General features: G+C 65.9%; 19 protein-coding genes and 1 tRNA gene. 9 read left to right on the top strand and 11 right to left on the bottom strand.

Features of this window, described 5'->3' with window-relative positions; genetic code table 11:
* The first annotated feature begins 92 nt into the window (after window positions 1-92).
* The 7 genes from ETR14_RS28925 to ETR14_RS16215 all read left to right on the top strand — a co-directional run bounded on the left by ETR14_RS28925 (window position 93) and on the right by ETR14_RS16215 (window position 3,739).
* Window positions 93-239, top strand: a complete 147-nt coding sequence (locus ETR14_RS28925) for a hypothetical protein (RefSeq protein WP_206185849.1) — start codon at window positions 93-95, stop codon at window positions 237-239.
* Complete coding sequence (locus ETR14_RS16245) at window positions 236-532, top strand: hypothetical protein (protein ID WP_129386244.1); 297 nt, start codon at window positions 236-238, stop codon at window positions 530-532. The genes ETR14_RS28925 and ETR14_RS16245 overlap by 4 nt, the downstream gene beginning before the upstream one ends.
* Entirely contained in the window at window positions 529-930 is a 402-nt protein-coding gene (locus ETR14_RS16240) for a hypothetical protein (protein WP_129386242.1), read from the top strand. Before ETR14_RS16245 ends, ETR14_RS16240 begins: the two co-directional genes overlap by 4 nt.
* Window positions 927-1,820, top strand: coding sequence for a hypothetical protein (locus tag ETR14_RS16235; protein WP_129386240.1), 894 nt, complete (start codon window positions 927-929; stop codon window positions 1,818-1,820). Before ETR14_RS16240 ends, ETR14_RS16235 begins: the two co-directional genes overlap by 4 nt.
* Window positions 1,817-1,996, top strand: coding sequence for a hypothetical protein (locus ETR14_RS16230; protein ID WP_129386238.1), 180 nt, complete (start codon window positions 1,817-1,819; stop codon window positions 1,994-1,996). The genes ETR14_RS16235 and ETR14_RS16230 overlap by 4 nt, the downstream gene beginning before the upstream one ends.
* 463 nt (window positions 1,997-2,459) lie before the next feature.
* Window positions 2,460-2,660 carry an AlpA family transcriptional regulator gene (locus tag ETR14_RS16220; RefSeq protein ID WP_129386236.1) on the top strand — a complete coding sequence of 67 codons (201 nt, stop codon included), beginning with the start codon at window positions 2,460-2,462 and terminating at the stop codon, window positions 2,658-2,660.
* A complete protein-coding gene (locus ETR14_RS16215) occupies window positions 2,645-3,739 on the top strand; it encodes a tyrosine-type recombinase/integrase (protein WP_129386234.1) in 1,095 nt (364 codons plus the stop codon). The genes ETR14_RS16220 and ETR14_RS16215 overlap by 16 nt, the downstream gene beginning before the upstream one ends.
* 11 nt (window positions 3,740-3,750) lie before the next feature.
* Here the strand turns inward: ETR14_RS16215 and ETR14_RS16210 are convergent.
* The 3 genes from ETR14_RS16210 to argH all read right to left on the bottom strand — a co-directional run bounded on the left by ETR14_RS16210 (window position 3,751) and on the right by argH (window position 7,476).
* Window positions 3,751-3,826, bottom strand: a tRNA-Glu gene (locus ETR14_RS16210).
* Between the two features lie 112 nt (window positions 3,827-3,938).
* Window positions 3,939-5,711, bottom strand: coding sequence for a single-stranded-DNA-specific exonuclease RecJ (gene recJ, locus ETR14_RS16205; RefSeq protein ID WP_129391980.1), 1,773 nt, complete (start codon window positions 5,709-5,711; stop codon window positions 3,939-3,941).
* Window positions 5,712-6,111: 400 nt separating this feature from the next.
* Window positions 6,112-7,476, bottom strand: coding sequence for an argininosuccinate lyase (gene argH / locus ETR14_RS16200; protein WP_129391977.1), 1,365 nt, complete (start codon window positions 7,474-7,476; stop codon window positions 6,112-6,114).
* 210 nt (window positions 7,477-7,686) lie between these two features.
* Here argH and ETR14_RS16195 point away from each other — a divergent pair, with 210 nt between their 5' ends.
* Window positions 7,687-8,670 (top strand): hypothetical protein, encoded by a 984-nt coding sequence (locus ETR14_RS16195; RefSeq protein WP_129386232.1) that lies wholly within the window; start codon window positions 7,687-7,689, stop codon window positions 8,668-8,670.
* Between the two features lie 9 nt (window positions 8,671-8,679).
* Here the strand turns inward: ETR14_RS16195 and ETR14_RS16190 are convergent, their stop codons facing one another.
* The 3 genes from ETR14_RS16190 to ETR14_RS16180 all read right to left on the bottom strand — a co-directional run bounded on the left by ETR14_RS16190 (window position 8,680) and on the right by ETR14_RS16180 (window position 12,119).
* Window positions 8,680-9,723, bottom strand: a complete 1,044-nt coding sequence (locus ETR14_RS16190; RefSeq protein WP_129386230.1) for an LLM class flavin-dependent oxidoreductase — start codon at window positions 9,721-9,723, stop codon at window positions 8,680-8,682.
* Window positions 9,720-10,658: a RimK family alpha-L-glutamate ligase gene (locus ETR14_RS16185; RefSeq protein WP_129386228.1), complete on the bottom strand. Its 939-nt coding sequence runs from the start codon at window positions 10,656-10,658 to the stop codon at window positions 9,720-9,722. Before ETR14_RS16185 ends, ETR14_RS16190 begins: the two co-directional genes overlap by 4 nt.
* 105 nt (window positions 10,659-10,763) lie before the next feature.
* Window positions 10,764-12,119 (bottom strand): MFS transporter, encoded by a 1,356-nt coding sequence (locus ETR14_RS16180; RefSeq protein ID WP_206185848.1) that lies wholly within the window; start codon window positions 12,117-12,119, stop codon window positions 10,764-10,766.
* Between the two features lie 95 nt (window positions 12,120-12,214).
* On the opposite strand from ETR14_RS16180, the gene ETR14_RS16175 reads away from it, so the two are divergent.
* Window positions 12,215-13,018, top strand: a complete 804-nt coding sequence (locus ETR14_RS16175) for a class I mannose-6-phosphate isomerase (protein ID WP_129386224.1) — start codon at window positions 12,215-12,217, stop codon at window positions 13,016-13,018.
* Between the two features lie 43 nt (window positions 13,019-13,061).
* Here the strand turns inward: ETR14_RS16175 and ETR14_RS16170 are convergent, their stop codons facing one another.
* From ETR14_RS16170 to ETR14_RS16150, 5 genes are all read right to left on the bottom strand, one after another.
* Window positions 13,062-13,955, bottom strand: coding sequence for an ROK family protein (locus ETR14_RS16170; RefSeq protein ID WP_243455547.1), 894 nt, complete (start codon window positions 13,953-13,955; stop codon window positions 13,062-13,064).
* A 43-nt stretch (window positions 13,956-13,998) separates the two neighbouring features.
* Window positions 13,999-15,045, bottom strand: a complete 1,047-nt coding sequence (mgrA, locus tag ETR14_RS16165; RefSeq protein ID WP_129386220.1) for an L-glyceraldehyde 3-phosphate reductase — start codon at window positions 15,043-15,045, stop codon at window positions 13,999-14,001.
* 98 nt (window positions 15,046-15,143) lie between these two features.
* The gene (locus tag ETR14_RS16160; RefSeq protein WP_206185847.1) at window positions 15,144-16,139 is read right to left on the bottom strand and encodes a glycoside hydrolase family 5 protein; all 996 of its coding nucleotides are present in this window, start codon (window positions 16,137-16,139) and stop codon (window positions 15,144-15,146) included.
* A gap of 8 nt (window positions 16,140-16,147) precedes the next feature.
* On the bottom strand, window positions 16,148-17,275 hold the full coding sequence (locus tag ETR14_RS16155) for an aldose epimerase family protein (protein WP_129386216.1): 1,128 nt from the start codon (window positions 17,273-17,275) through the stop codon (window positions 16,148-16,150).
* A complete protein-coding gene (locus ETR14_RS16150; RefSeq protein WP_129386214.1) occupies window positions 17,272-19,821 on the bottom strand; it encodes a cellulase N-terminal Ig-like domain-containing protein in 2,550 nt (849 codons plus the stop codon). The genes ETR14_RS16155 and ETR14_RS16150 overlap by 4 nt, the downstream gene beginning before the upstream one ends.
* Between the last annotated feature and the right edge of the window lie 58 nt (window positions 19,822-19,879).

The following is a 19,879-nucleotide window of genomic DNA, read 5'->3' as shown; positions in this document are numbered from 1 at the left end:
GGATTGAGGGCTGCACCCGCGTCCTCGGCGCTCCTCCGGGATGGACGCCGGAGACGAGCGGGCCCTGCGTTGGCCTCCCCATCCGCGACGAGATGAACGGCGACATGCCCTGCATGGTGTCGGCTTGGGAGCCCACGCCCGCCGAGGTCGCTGCGATCGCCGCCGGCGCAAAAGTGCTCCTGCGCATCGTCGGACAAGGGCATCCGCCCGTGGCCGTTTACGTGGGAGATCCGGCATGAGCGGCGACACGCCCGAGCTTCGTTCGCTGGCGGCTGCCGGCGCCCATCAGGCGGTTGTCGGCGCCAGTGAGCTGCTGCGCTTCAACAAGGAAGGGCAGATCCTCGACAACAGCGCGTATGATCCAATGGTCGAGCCGATCGAGAAACTCGCCGACGCGCTAAAGATCGCGCTCGAAGTGGAGCGGGCGATCGGCGACACCAGTAAGCCCGGCAACCAGCTCACGGGCTTGGACGAGGAGCAGGGACAGCTCTACGCCGCCCTGTGTCGGTATCTCGACGGGTGGGTCGGATGATGCGCATGCCCATCCTCGGCGCCCCGCTGCGCCCCTATCTCGCCCGGGTCGCCCGCCGCGAGCACGATCTGCGCCAGGAGCATTATCCGGCCATGGTCAAGGCCGGGACGATGACGGCCGAAGAGGCGCACGAGGATTGCGCCGCCTGGCGCGTCGTTGCCGAGCTCTTCACCAGCGGCACATCGGAGACGAAGCGGACCTGGGCGGAACTCGAACTCGCCACCGGCAAGGCGCTCCAGCGCCGCGAGCAGGCCTGCGAGACCGCGCCCGGCGACAAGGCTCTGGCCGATCGCCGCGACGCCGTCTGGGCCATGCACGAACGCATCAGCTGGCACCGCCAGACCATCATGCGGATCAACGAACTTTCGGCGCGCCGCACCGACCGGGAGGCAGCATGACGAACCCATATCGCGTGGAGGGGCCGGCTCTGATCAGCTTCAGCGGCGGCCGCACGTCGGGCTATATGTTGTGGCACATCCTCGACGCCTACGACGGCAAGTTGCCCGATGACGTCCACGTTTGCTTCAGCAACACCGGCAAGGAGCGGGAGGAGACGCTCCGCTTCGTCCATGAGTGCGGAAGCCGGTGGGGCGTTCGGATCCATTGGCTTCAGTTTGTTACCGATCTTCGCCGGGGAGGTCCGGCAAGCCGCTTTGAGGAGGTCGGCTACAATAGCGCCTCGCGTGACGGTGAGCCGCTGTCACGCCTGATAGCTCGTAAACAAGCCCTGTTCTCCACCATCACGGGGAGATGGTGCACCGAGCGTTGCAAGGTCGGCGTGCTGCACGATTTCATGGAGTCGATTGGGCTTGGGCGAGGCGCGTACACCGAAGTTATTGGCTTCCGAGCCGACGAATATGATCGTGTGTTTGAGCTTCCGCGCCGGCCCAGAAATGCGGACCGGCGCTTGGCCTTTCCCTTGGCACTGTCTGGTGTTCGGAAGTCTGACGTGCTGAGGTTCTGGGGCACTCCGTATGAGGGGAGAACCCCTGAAAACCCCGGGCTTTATCCCCAAGGCTTTGATCTAGAACTGCCCATTGGCACAGGAAATTGTGACCACTGCCCCTTCGTCAGCGAGAAGAGCCGAATAGCTCGCGCGAGGATGAACCCAGAGGGGCTGGACTGGTGGGATCGACACGAGAAGGCCAGGAACTTCTCGTTCGGTTACATGAGCGTCGATGAGCTTCGGAAGCATATTTCCACAAGCCCGATCTTGCCGATGGATGCCACCGAGGCTGATGCCGCCGACAGTGAATGTGGATCTTGGTGCTCGGGAGAGGCTGCATGACTCTGATCTTCGAAGATGAGGAGCGGGCAATCGCTCAGCTTAAGGCGTGCAAGGCATCCGCCGAGAACATGCGAGATTCCTTCAAGTATGAAGGACTCAGCATTGACGCAGAAAGCTGGAGCGCTGTGGTCAGCCTCCTGGAGCAAGCGCTCCACCGGTTCGGTGACGCGACATGACGGGTCTTTATCATGTCGCGGATGCTTCATCCTACCCAATCAGCATATTCATTGCTGGAGACCTTGCCGAGGCAACGCGAATTTGCCGCGCTTACTGCGATGAAGTTGGTTTCTGTGTGACCGTCACTCCCACGGATTACATTTACACTGGCGGTGAGGAAGCGGGCGTGATCGTCGGGCTTATTCACTACCCACGTTTTCCCCCCAGCGATCCGGAGGCCGAGCTCTCTTACCACGCGCTGGCACTAGCTGATCGGCTGCGCGAGGGGTTGGGCCAGGAGTCCTACTCCATCCAGGGTCCTAGGTGGACGCAATGGAGGAGCTGGCGCGCCAGCGATAGGGATGGTGCTGAAGCCCAAGAGGAGGGCTCTACCAGTGGGAGGTGAGTACTCTCGCGAGGCGAGCCGTGACGCCTGAGCGCATTGCCCTGATGCCGGATTGGCCCGCCCGAATGGGCGAGGACATGGCCGCCCTCTACCTCGGCGTCTCTCAGACGGCGTTCCGCGAGAAGGTCAAGGCGCGCCGCTACCCGCAGCCGGTCCGCGAAGGCGGCCGCCTGCTCTGGGCCCGGCGCCAGCTCGAGGCGTTCGTTGACGCGCAGTTCAACCTGGCGCAGCCATCGTCCGACAACGATTCGGGCGACAAAACATGGGACGACTTGTGATCCCCAACGTGAAGCAGATGGCCGACGGCCGCGTCTACTTCCGCCGCAAGGTCGAGGGCCGCGACACCTATCACCGGCTGCCACCGATCGACTCGCCGGAGTTCGCCGCCGAATATCAGCGCCTGTCCCGGCCAGTGCCGGAGCGGCCGAAGCCCGCCGACGGCACGCTGGCAAAGCTCGTCGCCAACTATCGGGCAAGCTCCGAATATCGCGGCATCCAGAGCAGCGACACCAAGGAGAATTACGGCCGCTATCTCGACATGATCGTCGAGGTGGACGGCCATCGCACCGTGCGCGGCGTGAAGCCAGTGCACGTCAAGAAGATGCGCGATCGCCACCAGGACAAGCCAGGCAAGGCGAACAACTGGCTGACCGTGTTCCGGCTGCTGATGGCCTTCGCCGCGCAGAACGGCGACCGCGACGACAATCCGGCCTCGGGTATCAAGGCGCTGAAGATCGGCGAGCACCAGCCATGGCCGGCGCCCCTGCTGCGAGTCGCGCTGAAGGTCGCCTCGCCCATGACACGGCTCGCGATCGCCACCGGCCTTTGTTCCGGCCAGCGCGTCAGCGACGTGATTCGCATGCAATATGGCTGGATCCGCGACGGCATCATGGAGCTGACCCAGGCGAAGACCGGCGTCGACGTCGCGATACCGATGCACCCCTTCTGGCTTGAGGAGCTGGCCCGCCTGCCCCGCAGCGCCGTCACCCTCCTCTACGACCGAAGCGGCAAGCCGTTCGGCACCACAGGCGCCATCCAGGCGCGCCTGCGCGACCTTATGGAGCATGAGGAAGTCCGCGAGGTCCTCGAAGACCTGGTCGCGGCCGACGTGATCCCGGAAGGAACGACGTTCACCTTCCACGGCCTGCGGAAGAATGCCTGCTGCTACCTGCTCGAGCTCGGCCTGTCCGACGCCAGCGTCGGCGGAATCCTTGGCATGTCGCCGGCGATGGTGCGCCACTACGGCAAGAAGGCACGCGCCCTGATGATCGCTCGCGAAGCTGCGGCGAAAGTGCTCGGGGGTACGGTGATCCCGCTTGCGGGGGTACAGCCGGTGCAGGGTCTGAAAAAAGCCTAAGCTTTTCAGTATGGTGACCCCAACGGGACTCGAACCCGTGTTTTCGCCGTGAAAGGGCGACGTCCTAGACCGCTAGACGATGGGGCCAAATTGAAGAACGGAAGAGGCTCCGTTCGCGCATCGGCGGGGCGGGCATTAGGCGGGGAATGCGCGGCGGTCAACCACCAGCGAACAGCCTCAGTGACTTTCCCGATGCGGATCAATCCGCCCAGGCGGCGTCTTCGAGGTGCATTTCGGCGGCGATGCGGTCGCCCCATTCGTCGCGCTTGATCCTGCCCGCGATCCACAGCTTGCGGTGCGCCGGTGCCGCCAGCATCTGCTGGCCGAGTTCGCTGTCGGCCATCCGGAATGCGATCGCCTTGATCCGGCGGCCATCGTCACCGGCGACGACGAGGCGGAGATGGTTGTTGCCGACGACATCCGCTTTGACGATCCGCACCGGACCGGCGGCGACCCGCGGTGCCGGCCAGCCGGCGCCATAAGGCCCACCCTGTTCCAGTGCGTCGCATAGATCGGGACAAACGCCGCCGGGCGCGAGCACGGCGTCGAGCTTCAGCGCCCGGCCATCCACGGCGCGGGCGACGTCGCCGGCGAGACGATCCTCGAGGAAATCGGCGAGGGCATCGATCCGGTCGGCGGCGATCGTCACCCCGCACGCCATCGCATGGCCACCGCCGGCGACGAGCAGGCCGCTGTCCTTGGCGGCGAGCACGGCGGCGCCGAGATCGACGCCGGAGATGGAGCGGCCCGAGCCCTTGCCGGTGCCGTCCTCGCCGATCGCGATGACGATTGCCGGCCGGCCGATCTTCTCCTTGAGGCGTCCGGCGACGATGCCGATCACGCCGGGATGCCACCCTTCCCCCGCGACCACCGCGACGGCACGATTGGCCTTCGCCTGGCAGATCTGCTCGGCGGCCTCGCACACCATCAGCTCGATCGCGCGCCGTTCCTCGTTGAGGCGATCGAGCTCGGCGGCGATCCCCCGCGCCTCCTCGGGATCCTCGGTGGTAAGCAGACGCACGCCGAGATCGGACTTGCCGACGCGGCCACCGGCATTGATCCGCGGGCCCAGCGCGTAGCCGAGGTCGGTGCAGGTCGGTGGCTTGGCGAGGCGGGAGGCGTCGATCAGCGCGGCAAGGCCGACATTCCGGCGCTGTGCCATCACCTTCAGCCCCTGGGTGACGAAGGCGCGGTTGAGACCCTTCAATTGGGCCACGTCGGCGACGGTGCCGAGCGCGACCAGATCGAGCAGATCGATCAGCTTCGGCTCGGGACGCGCCGCGAAGGCGCCGCGGGCGCGGAGCACCCGAATCAGCGCGGCACCGAGCAGGAAGCAGACGCCCACGGCGGCGAGATGGCCGTGCGCGGCGGCATCATCGGCCTCGTCGAGGCGGTTGGGGTTGACCAGAGCATGGGCGACTGGAAGCCGGCTCGCACATTTGTGGTGATCGACCACGATCACTTCCACCCCGGCGGCGCGCGCCATGTCGAGCGCCGCGAACGCCTGCGCGCCGCAATCGACGGTGACGATCAGCTCGGCGCCCTCGCGGCCGAGCCGCACCAGAGCCTCGCCCGAGGGGCCATAGCCTTCCATCAGACGATCGGGGATGTAGGCGCCTGGATCGCCGCCGAGATCGCGCAGCAGGCGCACCAGCAAGGCCGCCGAGGTTGCCCCGTCGACGTCGTAGTCGCCGAAGATGGTGATCTTCTGCCGGGCTTGGAGCGCGTCGGCGAGCCGCTCGGCGGCGGCGTCCATGTCGCGGAAGATCGACGGATCGGGCATGAAGCCGCGGATGGTCGGCGTGCGGTGGCGGTCGAGCTCGTCGCGGACGACGCCGCGCGCCATCAGCAACTGGTCGACAAGGCTGTCGGCCTGAAAGCCGGCGTCGAACCCGTCCGCCGCCGCCCCGCGCCACTGCCAGGGTTGGCCGAGGATGGAGCGGGAGACGCCGCAGACGAGTTTGGAGGCCATCAGCATAGGGGCCAACCTAGCGGATCGCACGACCGGCGTGAATCCCATCCGGCAGAATGTTGTGGAAAATCAGTCGGAGCTGAAGGCGAGACCTACACTCGCCTGCAACAATCGACACCATTTTTGCTGCGTTGCGGCATCGCACTGCCACAGGAGACCTTCAGAGGGGCGCCATCCAGTCGGCCGATCGGCCGCACCGATCAGGGAGATACACAATGGCAGTACCGTTTTCAGCGCGTCTTCGCACCGTCATCGTCGCCGTGATGGCCTTTGGCTGCACGATCAGCCTGTTCAATACCACCCTGCTCACGCTCGGCGGCGGGCTCGTCTGAGCCGCGGGCGGCGAACCCCGGCGCGGGCTTGATGGCCCCACCCGCGCCGGCGCGTTCGTACCGCCTCTTCAGATGTCGCGCCTGGCGCGCTCGACCTGCTCGTGGACCCGCTCCGGAGCGGTGCCGCCATAAGAAGTGCGGCTGCGCACCGACGCATCGACGGTGAGCACGTCGTAAATGCTCGCATCGATCCGGGAATCGATTTCCTGGAGCGCCGTCAGCTCCAGTTCGGCGAGGCCCATGCCCTGCTCCTCGGCAAGCTTCACTGCCCGCCCGGTGATATGGTGCGCTTCGCGAAACGGTATTCCGGCGACGCGGACCAGCCAATCGGCGAGATCGGTCGCGGTCGCGAAGCCCGCTTCGGCGGCGGCTCGCATGCGATCGGAGCGGAAATGCGTCTGCTCGACCATGCCGGCGAGCGCCTGGACGGACAGCATCAGCAGATCGTGCGCCTCGAACACCGGCGGCTTGTCGTCCTGCATGTCCTTCGAATATGCGAGCGGAAGCCCCTTCATCGTGATCGTCAGAGCGGTCATCGCACCGGCGATGCGGCCGGCATGGCCGCGGACCAGCTCGGCCGCGTCGGGATTGCGCTTCTGCGGCATGATCGACGAGCCGGTGGAGAAAGCATCGGGCAGGCTGACGAAGCCGAACGGCTGGCTCGCCCAGATGATCAACTCCTCCGCCAGCCGCGACAAATGCAGCGAACATTGGGTCGCGGCCATCAGGTAATCAAGTGCGAAGTCGCGGTCGGAAACGGCATCGAGGCTGTTCGCGGTGGGCCGATCGAAGCCGAGCGCCCGGGCGGTCGCGTCGCGATCGAGCGGGAAAGAGGTGCCGGCGAGCGCAGCCGAACCGAGCGGCAGCTCGTTGAGGCGGGCTCGCGCGTCCCGAAAGCGCGAGCGGTCGCGGCGGATCATCTCGTAATAAGCCAGCAGATGGTGGCCGAGGGTGACCGGCTGCGCCGCCTGAAGGTGGGTGAAACCGGGCATGACGCTCTCGGCATGCTCCTCGGCGCGGGCGACCAGCACGCGTTGGAAGGCGGCGAGCGAAGAGTCGACCTCGTCGATCGCGGCGCGCACCCAAAGGCGGAAATCGGTCGCGACCTGATCGTTGCGCGAGCGCGCCGTGTGGAGACGCCCGGCAACCGGCCCGATCAGCTCGGCCAGCCGCGCCTCGACATGCATGTGAATGTCTTCGAGCGCGACGTCCTCGGGAACGCCGTGCGCTTCATATTCACCGGCGATCGTGTCGAGACCGGCGGCGATCGTCTCCGCATCCTCGGCCGCGACGATGCCCTTCGCGCCGAGCATCGCGACATGGGCCTTGGAGGCGGCGATGTCCTCGCGCCAGAAGCGCTTGTCGAAGCCGATCGATGCGTTGATCTCGCGCATCAGCGCGGACGGGCCGCCGCCGAAGCGGCCGCCCCACATCACGTTGCTGCCTTTTCCCTGCTCAGAAACCGTTCGTCTCCCTTCGGCCAGACCGATTAGGCGGGCGTCCCCGGCGCTGCAAGCGCTGCGCGGCGCGGCGCGGTTGAACGGATCGGCGGCAGTCTCTAATCGGCAGCGATGCGGCGGCTCTTTTCCCGATCCCGAAACAGGAATGATGCCGACGGGGGTGCGAAGCGGCGTCGCCGGTGGGTGCTTGGTGCAGCCGCGATCCTGCTGGCCGCCCTCGCCTATCTGCTGTTCGCGCCGGTTCCCGAAGCGGCCGTCCGGTGGGCCGCGGTCCAGTCCGCACCCTGGCTGCTGGAGAGCAGGGCCGGCGACAATGTTGCCCGGCGGGCGGCGCGCAAGCTCCTTCAGCTGACGTTGCAGCAGAGCCTCGCCAGCCATCTTTACGACGCCCAGCAACTGCCGGCGGGGCTGAGCGACCCGGAACGGATCGCGCGCCGCCTCGCCGCGCTCAAGCTCATCCTGGTCAGCCAGACCGAGCTCCCCCACCGGCCGATCGACGCCCCCGCGGCGCTCACCGGCATCGGCTATTGCGATCAGGTGAACGGCCTCGCCGCAATGGTGCTGGCGCACGAATTCGGCCAATCCGAGATCGTCGCGTTCCACGAACCCAGGGAGCATAAGGGCCATTCGTTCGGCCGCGTGTGGTCGGAGCGGGAGAAGGACTGGCTCTATTACGATATCTGGCCCGACGAGGTCGTCGTGTTCACCAGCCACGAGGGCGCGCCGGCACGCTTCCTCGCCCGGCTCCGCCCGCTGGATCGCACGCCGCCGGAAGCCGAGGACTATGTATGGCTGCACCATGCCTACGATCAGGCGCATGGCGGCTTCGTCCACAACCGCCTGCAGCCGACGCTCGGCGGCTATCTCGGCCGGCGCGTGGTCAATTACGTCCTCCATGGCAGCACCGCGCCCGGTGACGCGCTCCCTGCCCTCGCGGCGGTGAAGGTGAAGGGCGAAAGAAGCGGGCCGCCCCGGCCGACGGCGCAGCCGACTCCGCTTTCCGCCGAGACCAGCCGACGCTTCGTCGAAGCGCGGCTCGCTCAGCTGTACGGCGACGGCGCGGCCGCCGCGCGCCTCTATGCCGACGTGGCGCGCACTCCCGAGGCGAGGCCGTCCACCCTGGGCCAGACCGCGGGTCTGCTGCTCGGCAGGCTCAGCGCGCGCTGACGCCCCAGGTCAGGCCGCAGCGGCGGCCTTCATCGGCTGGATGACCTGAGCGGCAAAGCGGTCCATCTCCTCCGCCTGCGGGCTCATCTGCAGCAACAGGAGATCGAGACCCGCCTCCTCATAGGCAGCGATCCGTTCCTGGATCTGTTCGGGCGTGCCGACTAGGTTCGGGCGCAGGCCGCGGTTGGACACCGAATATTCCTGCAGCTTGAGCTCGCGCTCGAGCTCGGTTCCCGAAAGCCATTGCTCGAAATTGTCGAAGCCCTTGGGCGGCTGCGGCGGCAGCGCGGTGATCCGTTCCAGCTCCCGCTTCGCCTCCGCCTCGCTGTCGCGGACGATAGCGTAAGCGGCCATGCCGAATTGCATGTCGGTGCCGCCGGCACGGGCGCGGCGCTCTTCCATGTCGCGGACCTTGGGACGGATCGCCTCCACCGGATCGCCGTGCATCACATAAGCATCGCACTGGGTGGCGATCATCGTCTTGGCGCTCTCGCTCTCGCCGCCGGCATAGATGGTCGGGCGCGGCTGCTTGACCGGCTTTGGCTCACAGATAGCGTCCTTCAGACGGTAGCGCTCGCCCTCGTAGCTGAAGCGTTTCTGCGTCCACAGGCCGTCGAGCACCTCCAGCCATTCGCGGGTGCGGGCATAGCGATCGTCATGCTGATCGAATTGCAGGCCATATTGGGTCGCCTCGTCCGCCCACCAGGAGGAAACGACGTTGAGCGCCAGCCGACCGCCGGAAATGTTGTCGATGTTCGCGGCCTGTTTGGCGAACAGGGCCGGCTGGTGGAAATTGGGCCGCACCGCGACCATCAGCTCGATCTCGCTGGTGACGGCGGCAAGCGCCGCCGCGGTCGACCAGGCGTCGAGCGCCGGTTCCTCGATACCCTTGATGTCGTTCAGGTTGAGCTCGGCGATCAGGGAAAGGTCCCAGCCGGTCTCTTCGCTGCGCTGGGTGAGACGGCGGACATAGTCCCAGCTCGCCGCCATGCCCTCGTCCTCGATGTTGCGCAGCCAGCCGCCGAAGACGGGCATCCAGTAACCGAACCTCATGCGACGTCCCTCTTGTCGGCGCGGTCCGCGATCGCAGCCGCGAGCATGTCGATCAGGCGCTCGTGCGGATCCCAGCCGAGCACCTCCAGCGGCTTCGCCACGAAATTGGAGAGGCCGTTTATGTCGTAGAAACGAGCCACCCCGTCCCGGTCGTCGATCACGACCTCGACCCCGCCGACGTCCATGCCGACGGCGGTGGCAATCCTCTCAGCCGCCACGATCAGTTCGGCCGGCGGCGTGATCGCACGCATGCCGATCGCGGCACGGCCGGGCTGCGCCAGGCACGCATCGGCCGGGCAGAGATCGAAGGCGTCGCCCTTGCTCTCGACCTCGAGTGCGTAGAGGAACTTGCCGGCGAGCGTCTCGATGCGGATGATCGTGCCGCCGCGCGGTGGTACGTAATCCTGAAGCAGGAGCACTTTGTCGATGCTGTCGGGAAGCGTGCCGGATCCGATCGAGATTTCGAGTTCGGCGCGGTCGGAATAGCGGACGATGCCGGCGCCGGCGCCGCCGATATTCGCCTTGACCAGCAACGGGAATGCCATGCCCTGCGACGCTGCGAGCAGATCGCGGCCGCGATGGACCGCGCGCGTTCCCGGAATTGCCAGGCCGAGGCCGGTGATCAGCGAAAGCTGCCGCGCCTTCGAGCTGTCGATCGCCAGTACTTCGGGACCGTTGAGCACGGTGGCACCCTGCCGCCGCCAATGATCGAGCAAGGCCTCGGCATAGAAGATGCCGTGCTCCGGCTCACGCAGGAAGCCCGACATCGCCACCCGGCTGAGGATCACGGGCGCCGGCGGGGGGCTCCCGGCCGGATCGAAATGATGATCGCCGAGCGGGACTTTGACGAAGGCGATGCCGCGCCGCTCGAGTGCGGCAAAGAGCGGCTCGAACCATTGCGGGTGTTCGTAGAGGATTGCGAGATCGGCAGTCATCGGATGTCCGGCAGGAGGAGCAGCGCATGTGTTGCGCGGGCGCGCGGATTTCAAAGGGTCGAACTTGCCCTTTTCACCCTCTCGCCCGCGCAGGAGGGTGGAAGATCAATGCGTCGCCCGCGCCGGCGCGCCCGCACCCGCCGCGACCTTCACTCGGTCGGCCGAGAGCGCGAACAAGCAGAGGAGGAGGTAGCAGGCGGCCGGGACGACCAGGGCGAGCGCATAGCCGGTGGAGCCGGAAACCAGTCCGACCAAGGGCGGGATTGCGGCGCCGCCGACGATCGCCATGCACAGGAAGCCCGAAGTCGCTTCCTCGCTGGCCGTCGATCGCTCCAGGGTAAGCGTGAAGATCACCGGGAACATGATCGAGTTGAACAGACCGATCGAGAGCGCGACATAGCCCGCCTCGACCCCGCCGACGAAAGCGACATAAAGGCACATGGCCGCCGCGATCGCGGTGAAGATCGCCAGCAAGAGGCCGGCGCGCATGCGGGCAAGCAGGGCGGACCCGACCAGGCGGCCGACCATGGCGCCGCCCCAATAGAGCGCCACCGCCTTGCCGGCTTCCTGCAGCGAGACGCCCGGAACGCCGTCGCTGCCCATCAGCGCGCCGACCAGAGGCACGCCGAACGGGCTGTCCGAATTGCCCCAGATCGCGTCCGAGTTGAGGAACAGCGCCATCTGGGTGCCGATCGCGACTTCCGCGCCGACATAGAGAAAGATCGCGGCGCCGCCGAGCACGGCCCAGCGTGAGGACAAGGCGTCGGCGAGGATCGCACCGATGCCGCGGCGGGCGACCTCGTCAGAGGGCACGGGTGCAGCCGCAGTGACGACCTTCCGCGCGAAGAAGAAGAACAGGGCAAGCGCGGCGATCAGGCCCGAGATCCAGAAATAGGCCGCATCGATGCCGGCGAGCGCGTTGGCGCGCGCTGCCTCGGTGACTGCGGAGCCTTCCTTCACCTCGATGCCGGCGAGGAAGAGGTGCGCGCCGAGGATCGGGCCGAGGAAGGTGCCGAAGGAATTGAAGGCCTGGCTGAGGGTCAGGCGGAGGTGGCTGTATCTCGGATCGCCGAGCGCCGCCGCGAGCGGATTGGCGGCGACCTGCAGGATGGTGATGCCGCTGGCGAGGATGAACAGGCCGACCAGCACCAGCGTGTAGACGGCGAGGTTGGCGGCGAACAGCATGGTGAGGCAACCCGCGACCATCAGGATCAGAGCGAGGATGATCGTCTTGGCCGAATGCAGCCGCGAGAGCAGAGCGGCTGCGGGCAGCGAGACGATGCCGTAAGCGATGAAGAAGGCCGAGGCACTCAACTGCGCCTGAAGATCGGTCAGGTCGAAAATGCCCTTCACCGAGGCGACCAACGGGTCGATCATCGACGTGATGAAACCCCAGGCGAAGAACAGCGTCGTCACCGTGATGAACGCTGCCAGCATCCCGCCTTTTTGCCTGTCTTCCATGCGCATTCCCTCTACTGGCCGCGGACGCGGCCCCGCTCTATGAGGCGCCGTTGGTAGATGACAGGGCTGTCATCCCGCAAGCGTCAGAAGGACAGATGATGAAGCTCAGTGCCCATGCCGTCGAGAAACCCTGGGGAAAGAGCGATCTGCCGCCGCAATTCGCCGCGCAGGCCGACGGGCGTCAGATCGGCGAGATCTGGTTCGAGGAGGCGAGCGGCCGTCGGCTGCCGCTGCTGGTCAAGTACATCTTCACCAGCGAGCGGCTGTCGGTCCAGGTTCATCCCAACGATGCGCAGGCCCAGGCCAAGGGCGAGGCGAACGGCAAGACCGAATGCTGGTACGTGGTCGCGGCCGAGCCGGACTCGACTATCGCTCTCGGCCTGCGCGAAGCGGCCGACGCCGAGACTTTGCGCGCCGCGGCGCTCGACGGCTCGATCGAGCATCTGATGGACTGGAAGCCGGTCAAGGCCGGCGACTTCTTCTACGTTCCGGCCGGCACGGTCCACGCGATCGGCTCCGGGATCGCGCTGATCGAAGTGCAGCAGCAGAGCGACATCACCTATCGCCTCTACGATTACGGCCGCCCGCGCGAACTGCACCTCGAAGACGGCCTCGCGGTCGCTCAGGGCGTTCCCTACCCGCCCGAGCAGATGACCAACGTTGCCCCGGGCGCATCGCGAACTTTGGTGCCGGGGCCGCACTTCCGGCTCGAATATGTCGAGGCATCGGGCGACGTCAGCGCCCTGGCCGACGCCGAACGCTGGGTGTTGCCGCTCGAAGGCGAAGTTATGGTGGGCGGTGAAGCGGGACGCCCAGGGGACTGCCTGCTGGTGCCTGCGGGCGAAGCGGTGTCCGCCGTCGACGGTACCAAGCTGCTGGTGGCAGCCGCGGGACGTTGAGCTCCGCACCTTGCCTAATTCCTCTCCCCTGACGGGAGAGGAATTACGATCTGTCCTCGGCCGCAATCCCCATCGCCATTGCAATCGGACCGAGCGGGCCGGCATCGTCGCCGAGCCCCGGGGCGGTGACGTAGGGTGCGCCGTCCGGGATGCTCATATAGCCGGCGATGCTGTCGCGGAGCAGCGGCTCGATCCGCGGCAGCAGATGCTTCTGTCCCGAGACGACGCCTCCGCCGATCACGATCCGCTTGGGCGCAGCGGCGCAGACGATGGTGTGGCACAATTGGGCGAGCGTGTGCGCCACCGTGTCCCAGACAGCATGATCGGACGGCAGGCCGGATGCGTCGTCGAGGCCGAGGCGCTTCTTGATCGATCCGCCGGCCACCAGACCTTCGACGCACGGGCCGTGATAGGGACAGGCCCCTTCCCAATCGTCGCCGGGCAGACGGGTCACTCGGACGTGTCCGAGCTCGCAATGCTGGAAGCCGCGGGTCGGCTTGCCGTTGACGATCAGGCCGACGCCGACGCCGGTGCCGACCGTGATATAGGCGAAGTCCTGCACACCCTGCCCAGCGCCCCAGCTGAGCTCCGCAAGCGCAGCACCGTTGACATCGGTATCGAAGGCCGTCGGCACGCGATAGGGCCTGGCGAGCCGCGGCGCGATGTCGATCATCTGCCAGCCGGGCTTCGGAGTCGAGGTGATGTAGCCCCAGGTCGGTGAGCCCGGATCGAGATCGACCGGGCCGAAGCTCGCGATGCCGAGCGCCGCGAAGGGCGCCTGTGCCCACCAGCCGGCAAGGATCGCCTCGATCGCCGCAAGAGTTTCCTCGGGCGCCGTGGTCGGCACCGTCTGCCGATCGAGCACCTGGTCCGCGGAAGTTGCGAGCGTGCACACGATCTTGGTGCCGCCCAGTTCGATACCGGCGAAACGCCTCAAAGTCCCTGCCCCCTCATTGTCTATTCTCGCCATCCCCCGCGGGTCAGGCGATCTCCTCCGGTTTGACGGTGGAGGATTGCTTCCAGATATCGATGCCCCCCTCTTCCGCGTAACGATCGATCTCGGCGACGTCGTCGCTCGAGAAATCGAGCCTGTTCAGCGCCGCCAACGAATCCTCCAGCTGCGCGACGTTGCGCGCGCCGATCAGGGCCGAGGTGATGCGCGGATCCCGCAGCACCCAGGCGATCGCCATCTGGGCAAGGCTCTGGCCGCGGCGCGCGGCAATGTCGTTGAGCGCACGGATCCGCTGCAAATTGTCGTCGGTGAGCCACTTGGATGAAAGCGAACCGCCCTTCGCCGCACGGGCATCCTCCGGAACGCCGCCGAGATATTTGTTGGTCAGCATGCCCTGGGCCAGCGGCGAGAAAGCGATGCAGCCGACACCCAGCTCCTCGAGCGTGCCGAGCAGGCCGTTCTCGACCCAGCGGTTGAGCATGGAATAAGAAGGCTGATGGATCAGCAGCGGCACGCCTTCGGCCTTGAGGATCGCCTGCGCCTCCCGGGTCAGTTCGGGCGAGTAAGAGGAGATGCCGACATAAAGGGCCTTGCCCTGCCGATAGGCGGTGATCAGCGCGCCCATCGTCTCTTCGAGAGGGGTCGTCGGATCGACCCGGTGCGAATAGAAGATGTCGACATAATCGAGCGCCATCCGCTTCAGACTTTGATCGAGGCTGGCCAGAAGATATTTGCGGCTGCCGCCATTGCCGTAGGGACCCGCCCACATGTCGTAGCCGGCCTTGGTCGAGATGATCATCTCATCACGGTAGGGGCGGAAATCGGCTTCCATCACTCGGCCGAAATTTTGCTCGGCCGAGCCGTAGGGCGGGCCGTAATTGTTGGCCAGATCGAAATGGGTGACCCCGAGATCGAACGCCCGGCGAAGCACCGCCCGCCCGGTCTCGAAGACGTCGGCACCGCCGAAATTCTGCCAGAGCCCGAGCGAAATCGCCGGGAGATCCAGCCCGCTTCGCCCGCAGCGGCGGTAAGTCATCGCACCGGCATAGCGATCGTCATCGGCAACGTAGGGCATCTGGTCGTCCTTCGCAGGTTGAGCGGGCCTTCACCCGGCAATGGTAAAAATGTTTTCTTTAAACAAGAGCAGACCGCATCGAACGGTCGAATTTGCGATCAGCGGCGACTTTCGCCGCGCCTTCCCGAGGGCGCAACAGGCGGGTTCAACGCCCGCAACTGGGTCCGCACGAGGCGACCGGAGGCAGAGATCTGATCCGCGTGCCAGTGCCCGCGCGGACCGGCACCCGGACGCAAAGCCGCCGAACTCTCTTTCTTGGTCGACACCGACCAGTTGAGATAGCTCAAACGATTCGTCTCGAGAAAAGCCCACCAGCGCCCGGTCTCGTCGACATCGACCGGACCGTCGCCGTCGGCATTCGTCGATCCCCATTCGGTGACGAACAGGGCCGCACCCTTCGCCAGCGCCGCGGACGCCTTGTCGCGGAGATCCTGGCGGTGGCTTCCGGCGTAGAAATGCAGCGTGTAGGCGAGATTGGAGAAAGGCAGCGGATCCGCCGCGGCCTTGTCCACGTCCTGCGACCAGGTCTGGGTTCCGGCGACGATCAGATTGTCGGGATCGATCGCCCTGATCTTGGGGATGACGGCAAGATGATAAGGCTTGATCACCTTCGACCAATCATGCTCGCGCAGCGGCTCGTTCCAGGTTTCGTAGATGACGTTCGGCAGATGGCCGTATTTGCGGGCGATATGTGCGAAGAAGCGTGACGCGGCCTCGGGCTCCGGCTGATGCGCATGCCAATCGACAATCACGTAGAGGCCGAGCGCCACCGCGGCATCGATCGCCGCCTCCGCCTTCCGGGTCTCGCGCGCCGGATGCTCCATGTAGCCGCCGTGGTGAACGGCGATCGCGGCGCGGACGACGTTCACGTTCCAATCGTCGCGCAGCCAACGGATGGCGCCCGGATTGTAGAATTCGCCGCCCCACTGGCTCCAGAACAGGGACATGCCGCGGAGCACGACCGGATCGCCATGGACATCGACGATCCGGTTGCCCTCCACGCGCAGCGCGCCATGGCGCTCGACTGCAGTTTCGGCACCGGCCGGTACGGCGAGAACGCCCAGGCAGAGCCCGAGCAGCAACCTCTTCAACATCACCGCTCCTAACGTCTGTCGGCGGAGAAGCGGAAGACAGTTGTGGCCCGGTACGTTTCGCCAGGCCGCAAGATCGTCGACGGGAAGTCAGGACGGTTGGGTGCGTCCGGGAAATGCTGGGCCTCGAGCGCGATCGCGTCATGCTTGCGGTAGATCGCGCCTTGCGCGCCTGCGTCCGTGCCGGGGAAATAATCGGCCGTGTAGGCGAGCAGCGACGGCTCGGTGGTGAGAACGTCGAGGCGACGCCCCGAGGCCGGGTCGCGGAGGCTTGCGGCGAGCGCAAGTCGTCCCCGATTGCCGAGCACCCAGCTGTGATTGATCCCGCGACGCCCTTCGAGCTGCGGGTGCGGCCGATCCATCATCGTGCCGATCACGGCACCGCGGCGGAAATCGAACGGGGTGCCGGCAACATCGACATAGGCGCCTGTCGGAATTCCCGCCGGACTGGTCTCGAGGATCCGGTTGGCGGGAATGGTGAGCACATGATCGCGCACCGTCCCCGAGCCCGCACCGGCAAGATTGAAATAGCTGTGATTGGTGAGGTTGAGCGCGGTCGGCGCGTCCGTCCTCGCCTGATAATCCAGCCGCAACTCATTTTTCCTGGTCAGCGTGTAGGTGACCGTGACGTCCAGCCGTCCGGGGAAATTCTGCTCGCCGGCCGGGCTCACATAATGGAGAACGGCGCCGGCATCGCCGCCGCTGCCGGTCGGGCGCACGTCCCAGATCTTGGTGTCGAACCCGCCGGGGCCGCCGTGGAGCGTATTCGGGCCGTCATTGGCAGCGAGCGTGACCGGCTTGCCGTCGACCGAAAAGCGGGCATTGGCGATGCGGCCGGCATAGCGGCCCATGACCGCACCGAAGCCGTAATTGCCATTCTTCGTCTCGTATTCGGCGAGAGTGCCGAAGCCGAGCGCGACATTTGCCTTGCGGCCGCGGGCATCGGGCACGATCACGTCGGTGACGATCGCACCATAATTGATCAGCCGCACCTCCATGCCGCGCTCGTTACGAAGGATGATCTGGAAGACGTCCCGCCCCTCGCGCGTCGTGCCATAAGGCTTGATGGTGACGCCCGCCGCTGCAGCGGCAGGTGCTGCCGCGCCGAGAGCGACAAGGGCAAGCAAGGCTGCCTTCATCGCGCCTGCTCCCGCCCGAAGCGCCGGTCGGCGGCCAGTGCCAGGAACATGTAGTTCGTCTCTCCACCGCCCATCACATATTCGGTCTGCTGCCAGAAATAGGGCCAGATCTTGAGCTCCGGCAGATCGGGGCGAATAAGCGCGGTACCCGAGATGACGCCGCCGGGAATGTACGACCACTCGGCGCGGTTGGTGCCGTAGGCGACAGTTGCCGACTCGGCGCCGACGCCGGACGCGAACGACATGTTGTTCTCGCCCGGATGCACGCCGAGCACGAAGTTGAGCGCATTCAGCCAGCTGTCGCGATCGGTTGCCTGCGGCCAGCCCTTGGCGAAGAAATACTGACGCACCCCCCGCTCCTGAATGGTCCAGCCCGCGCCCCAGATGTCGGGCTTGTACGGCACACCATAGGGGGAATCGGTTCGCGCGCTCTGCTTGACGGTCGTTTGATAGGCAGCGACGGCATCGCCGAGCCGAAGCTTGAAGCCGGCATCGTTGATCAGCGGAAGCGCGGGTGCGAGCCGCCAGGCGGCCTCCTCGACATGGGCGACGATGTCCTTCTCCATCGCCAGCAATTGAACGACATAGGCCTGATCGCCCGTCGACTGGATCAGCTCGGACAGAGCGAACGCCTTGTTCGCCACGCTCTTCGCCCGCGGCAGCGCCGCCTTCGTCACCGCCCGCGAGGCGGCGAGCGCCTCGGCGGCGAGCTTGGGATTGCTCGCCTTGATCACCCTTGCCGCCGCAGCCAGGCCGGCGGCAACGTAGAGTTCGCGATCGGGATTGTCCTCCGTGAATACCCAGCGATCGTCGGCCTTGATCGAAGTGCCATTGTTGTCGCGGCCGAGCCCATCGACCGGTCTCTTGAACACGCCGTCGGTGTGGTTCGCTGCATCGCCGAGCATCGCATATTGGCGTAGGCTCGGCGCAATGATCCCACGGTACAGCCGACCCAAGGCTCGATAGCCGCCGAGCACGCTCAGCAGGCCGTGCTCGATCTGCTGGACGGCGTCGTTGCGCCCGTCGGGTGCGTGGATCTCGACAAGTCTCTTCTGCTGATCGATCGTAGTCGTGTCGTAATCGAGGCCGAATTCCTCGACCATCTTGGCCAGCAGCCAGACGGTTCCGATCTGGCTCTCGACGCGGAGATCGAAGTCCCCCGCATCATGCCAGCCGCCGGCATTGAGGCCTGGAACGATGTCGCCCGGCTTGTACTTGGCCAAAGTCGACGGACCCTGCAGATAGCCATCGAAATGGTTGAGCGCCGTCGGTGCCATCAGCGCGTCGTCCTGGTGATCGAGACCATGCCAGACGCGATATTTCTCGTTCACCCGCATGTGGCACATCTGGATCGGCAGAAAATATTCGAGCGTCGGCTGCCACACGTGGCGAGCATAGACGTCGCTGCCGATCTTGAACGGCTCCGACAGCTGATCGCCATAGCCGACGACGTACATGCCCGGTTCGCGCACGTTCGAAAAATCGAAGACGCGGTAATCGTAGCGCAGGAATTCGCCCCATCGTTCCGGATTCGCCGCCGCCACCTCCTTGCGCCCCTCATCGGTAAGGCGAAACAACCGGGCGCGCTTCACGTCGCGGTCGGAGGGATCGAGTTCGATCACCGCCCGCTTCGATTGATCGGGGGCGTAGCCGACCTGGCTGACCTGGATCACCGGGCGGTAGGTCCAGTCCGGCTCCACATTGGGCGTTACCACCCACTCGAGCGCATTGACGGTGGCGCCGGCCGGGATGGTGCCGCGAACGATGAACCAGCTGTTGTTGTGGTTGAGGCGACCGTCGATCAGTTCGAGCGTCCCGCTGCGACTCTCGATGGTGAGGCGCTGCAGATCCTGATCGGGCGCGACCACCAGCTTGCGCCCGGTGGCGAGCGGCGCGGCGAGCGGCTGCCCGTTCAGCGACGGCACCGGCCCGTTCGTCTGCACGTTCGTCGGCACCGGCACGATTGCGCCGGCGCTGCGCACCACGGGTCCGTTCGGCTGGCGGGGGAAAATGCCGCTCTCACCATCCATCAGATAGCTCTTGCCGAACAAATCTGTGGGGAAGAGCTCGAGATTGAAGCCGACCTTGCCCACCCATGCGGCGGGCACCGGCCGATCGAGGTCGACGCTGATCCGGACGCTGTTGCCCTCAAGCGGCGTCACCCGAACCTTGTAGCCGAGTTGAAGGTCAGGGTAGAAAACCGGGTTGAAGCCCTTCCCGTTCTTCGACGGATCCGGATAGGTAAGGGCCTGCGAAATGGTCTGCGTTTTCGGATCGACGATCCGCTCGCCGACCAGCGGTATCGGCGACCACTGACCCGGCGACGCCTCCAGCCGAAGGTCTCCGTTCGCGGCGACCCGGCTACCATGCTGAACGATGGTGACTCCGGTCTGGTGGCCTTCCGGGTAATAATCCGAGAACACCATCACGTTGAGCCCGTGCCGCGCGAAATAGCCCTTTTCATTGAGCTTCAGATCCTGCGCGCCGGCACCGCTCCCGACCATCGCCGCCGAGCACAGCAAGGCAAGCGCCACCTTCAGCTTCATCCCTTAGTCTCCCCTGAACCCTGTTGTGGTTATTGGCGCAATCCCGTGTGGACAGCGC

Source organism: Sphingosinicella sp. BN140058 (assembly GCF_004135585.1).
Classification (GTDB): domain Bacteria; phylum Pseudomonadota; class Alphaproteobacteria; order Sphingomonadales; family Sphingomonadaceae; genus Allosphingosinicella.
This window is presented reverse-complemented; position numbering and strand designations above follow the sequence as displayed.

Coding starts and splice junctions, on each gene's coding strand:
- argH (WP_129391977.1), bottom strand. CDS start 7,476: ATGTGGGGCGGCCGCTTCGGCGGCGGCCCGTCCGCGCTGATGCGCGAG.
- ETR14_RS16240 (WP_129386242.1), top strand. CDS start 529: ATGATGCGCATGCCCATCCTCGGCGCCCCGCTGCGCCCCTATCTCGCC.
- ETR14_RS16160 (WP_206185847.1), bottom strand. CDS start 16,139: ATGTTGAAGAGGTTGCTGCTCGGGCTCTGCCTGGGCGTTCTCGCCGTA.
- ETR14_RS16150 (WP_129386214.1), bottom strand. CDS start 19,821: ATGAAGCTGAAGGTGGCGCTTGCCTTGCTGTGCTCGGCGGCGATGGTC.
- recJ (WP_129391980.1), bottom strand. CDS start 5,711: ATGGCCTCCAAACTCGTCTGCGGCGTCTCCCGCTCCATCCTCGGCCAA.
- ETR14_RS16215 (WP_129386234.1), top strand. CDS start 2,645: ATGGGACGACTTGTGATCCCCAACGTGAAGCAGATGGCCGACGGCCGC.
- ETR14_RS16230 (WP_129386238.1), top strand. CDS start 1,817: ATGACTCTGATCTTCGAAGATGAGGAGCGGGCAATCGCTCAGCTTAAG.
- ETR14_RS16220 (WP_129386236.1), top strand. CDS start 2,460: ATGGCCGCCCTCTACCTCGGCGTCTCTCAGACGGCGTTCCGCGAGAAG.
- ETR14_RS16180 (WP_206185848.1), bottom strand. CDS start 12,119: ATGGAAGACAGGCAAAAAGGCGGGATGCTGGCAGCGTTCATCACGGTG.
- ETR14_RS16155 (WP_129386216.1), bottom strand. CDS start 17,275: ATGAAGGCAGCCTTGCTTGCCCTTGTCGCTCTCGGCGCGGCAGCACCT.
- ETR14_RS28925 (WP_206185849.1), top strand. CDS start 93: ATGAACGGCGACATGCCCTGCATGGTGTCGGCTTGGGAGCCCACGCCC.
- ETR14_RS16190 (WP_129386230.1), bottom strand. CDS start 9,723: ATGAGGTTCGGTTACTGGATGCCCGTCTTCGGCGGCTGGCTGCGCAAC.
- ETR14_RS16235 (WP_129386240.1), top strand. CDS start 927: ATGACGAACCCATATCGCGTGGAGGGGCCGGCTCTGATCAGCTTCAGC.
- ETR14_RS16245 (WP_129386244.1), top strand. CDS start 236: ATGAGCGGCGACACGCCCGAGCTTCGTTCGCTGGCGGCTGCCGGCGCC.
- ETR14_RS16185 (WP_129386228.1), bottom strand. CDS start 10,658: ATGACTGCCGATCTCGCAATCCTCTACGAACACCCGCAATGGTTCGAG.
- mgrA (WP_129386220.1), bottom strand. CDS start 15,045: ATGCCCTACGTTGCCGATGACGATCGCTATGCCGGTGCGATGACTTAC.
- ETR14_RS16175 (WP_129386224.1), top strand. CDS start 12,215: ATGATGAAGCTCAGTGCCCATGCCGTCGAGAAACCCTGGGGAAAGAGC.